The 2,519-nt window shown below is 70.5% G+C and carries 3 protein-coding genes; all 3 read right to left on the bottom strand.

All coding sequences use genetic code 11. From position 1 onward, the window contains the following. Window positions 1-230: 230 nt before the first annotated feature. Entirely contained in the window at window positions 231-578 is a 348-nt protein-coding gene (locus tag B9O00_RS31995; protein ID WP_085127503.1) for a carboxymuconolactone decarboxylase family protein, read from the bottom strand. 93 nt (window positions 579-671) lie between these two features. Next, window positions 672-1,391, bottom strand: coding sequence for a hypothetical protein (locus tag B9O00_RS32000; RefSeq protein ID WP_085127505.1), 720 nt, complete (start codon window positions 1,389-1,391; stop codon window positions 672-674). Window positions 1,392-1,830: 439 nt separating this feature from the next. Beyond that, complete coding sequence (locus tag B9O00_RS32005) at window positions 1,831-2,424, bottom strand: plasmid pRiA4b ORF-3 family protein (protein WP_085127507.1); 594 nt, start codon at window positions 2,422-2,424, stop codon at window positions 1,831-1,833. Window positions 2,425-2,519 lie beyond the last annotated feature (95 nt).

The raw sequence follows: 2,519 nt of genomic DNA on the forward strand, positions 1-2,519 counted from the left end.
GCCGCGCATGCCAAGCCTCCCTCGGCAACACCATGACGGAATCGAATCACCTCCCGCACAGAGCCGGAAGACACTTTTTCAGCAGCCTGCTAGGGCAGATCGCGACCTGACGGAACCGCCCCGCGATCCGACAGGTCCCGTGAACCTTCCCTGGCCGATCGGATTCCAGATCGGATTCACGCGGTCCGGCCTGGCGGCTCCTCCGCCCGCGCGGCAACGGCGCCGGCCCGCTAGGCTTCGCTGGCGGCCGCGAAGGCGTCGAGCGTCCTCGTCGAATAGACCAGGGCGGCGCCCGCGTTGACGCCGATCGCGACGCCCAGCGCCTCGGCCAGCTCCTCCTCCGTCGCGCCCGCCTTGCGCGCCGCCTCTGCGTGGACGGTGATGCAGCCGTCGCAGCGCAGGCTGATCGCCACGGCGAGCGCGATCAGCTCGCGGGTCCTGGCATCGAGCTGCGCCGTCTTCGCCCCGGCGCCGCCCAGGGCCAGATAGCCCTTCACCGTGTCCGGGCTGAGCTTCGACAGCGCGCCGACTCCGGCGAGAACCTGCCGCCGGTAACCGTTCCAGTCCATCATGTGCATGGGGTCCTCCTTGTCCGCCGCCGAGCGCGGCAGGCTGCGTCGAGGCGCCCAGGCGGCGACGGCCGCGGGACGCCCGGTGACCGCCCGGCGCGTTCAGCCGAAGCGGATGTCGCTGAGATCGATCGAGACCAGGACCGGGTCGGGGAGCGGCCGCTCGTCGGCGCTCCTGCGATAGGCGCGCCGCCTGGTCGGCAGCCTGAGCCCCTGGACCTCCCGGTAGTCGGAAACGAGCTGCGCGGCGTGGAAGCCGCCGGCCACCTCGACGCTGTAGTCGTGGCGCCTGAGCAGGAAGTCGGGCCCGAAGAAGAAGTCCTGGACGCTGCTGTGGGTCGCCAGCCGCGCCGGGAAGCGGGCCCGGAGCCTGCGCCAGCTCTCCCCGTCCTCGGACAGGGGCTCGACCTCCCGGACCTCGACGCCGTCCAGGGCCAGCAGGAAGGGCGTCGTCAGGTAGGTCCAGAGCGCATAGCCGTTGAAGTAGGCCCTCTGGAGCGGATCCCAGGGCGTGGTCATCTCATGGCCCCTGAAGGACTGCCGCGGATCGCGCCTCTCGGCGACCAGCTCGCCCTCGATCGTCTCGATGGCGATGCGATCCGGCGTGAAGGCGGTCCGCCGGTCGGGCTCGCCGAAGGGCATGACGGAGGCCCGCTCCTCGTGCAGGAGAACGGTCATCTCGCGCGGCTCGGCATCCTGCACGAGGCCTTTCATGCCCCACAGCGCGCCGCCCGTGACGATGGTGGCGCGCAGGCTCCGGAAGGAATGCCATCGCGCCAGCCCGCCATGGGCCGAGAGGACGCTGTCCAGAAGTTCCGGCATGGGAGTTCTCCGTCAGGCTGGGCCCGTCGAGGCGCCCGAGAGCGCGGCCCCGTCGTGGCCACTCTCCGGAAGACCGGCCGTCATGGCGAGTTAGCCGGTGTGAGAAGACGTGAGGGCCACCGGACCGCCCCCGGAGGGAGCCGGCGGGCCCTCGCCCGCCCGAAGGGCCCGCCTCGCCTCGGGACCGGGCTGCCGCCTCGACCACCAGCCTGCCCCGGGCCTCGCCGCCGGTCAGCGCCGCGTGCGCCGAACAGGGAATCGCTCCACCCCCTGCCGCCAGGCCCAGAGCTCGAGATCCCGGGAGACGAACTCCGAGCCCCTGGCCCGCGCCGCTTCGGCGCCTTGTCGCGCAGCTGTAGGCCGAGCTCGTTGTAGATCCGGCGCGTCTTCTTCCGGTTGATCGTAAGCGTCCGGTGTTGGCCGCCCCCGATGGCGAGGATCAGGCCTTGTCGCGTCGCCGCTTGTTGTCGGCAGAGAGCCGTCGGGCGATGACGGCGAGGCGCCGTTCGATGGCTTCGGCCTCCATGTCCTCAGGTTCAAAGGCGCCGCCGCACCATGTGAGGACGTCGTCGTGCTCTTCGTGGTCGGGGTCCGCGACCGCCTCGAGGAACGCCTCGTACCCGGGCGGCCCGCCGACATCTTCGGGAGGGCCGTGGCGGGCGCCGCCGAGCAGCTTTGGCAGCGCAGAGTCTCCCGGCCGCTCCTCGACGGCTTCGATCTCGAGGCGGTGCTGCCAGCCGTCGCCGAAATCGTAGGTGTAGTCGAGCGTCGTCACGCCGCGATCGATCAGGGTGGCGAGACGGATGTTGCGGGCTTCGCGAACCGGCTTGCCCAGGTCGAACTCCTCGTCGGGGATGCCGTAGCGCTGCGCCGCCGCCTCGAACTCGAACAGGTGGTAGTCCTGCCAGCCGAACACCGCCTGAATGACGTCGTGCAGCTGCTTGAGCGTGATAGAGGTCGGCACCTCGACCCGCCGCCAGATTGCGGGCCGGATCTCCAGCAGGCTGATGTGCACGCGAGCGACGGCGGTCATGGCGTAAGCGCTGTTCTGAGGGCACCTTCCGCGCATAGGCAGCAGCGGGGAGTCTGGGCGACATGGAGATAAGAGCCATGTCGGATCCTGAGCTT

The organism is Tistlia consotensis USBA 355, assembly GCF_900177295.1.
Taxonomy (GTDB): domain Bacteria; phylum Pseudomonadota; class Alphaproteobacteria; order Kiloniellales; family DSM-21159; genus Tistlia; species Tistlia consotensis.

What these genes read in the sequence shown, in the direction of transcription:
- B9O00_RS31995 (WP_085127503.1), bottom strand. Translation starts at nt 578, where the DNA reads ATGCACATGATGGACTGGAACGGTTACCGGCGGCAGGTTCTCGCCGGA.
- B9O00_RS32000 (WP_085127505.1), bottom strand. Translation starts at nt 1,391, where the DNA reads ATGCCGGAACTTCTGGACAGCGTCCTCTCGGCCCATGGCGGGCTGGCG.
- B9O00_RS32005 (WP_085127507.1), bottom strand. Translation starts at nt 2,424, where the DNA reads ATGACCGCCGTCGCTCGCGTGCACATCAGCCTGCTGGAGATCCGGCCC.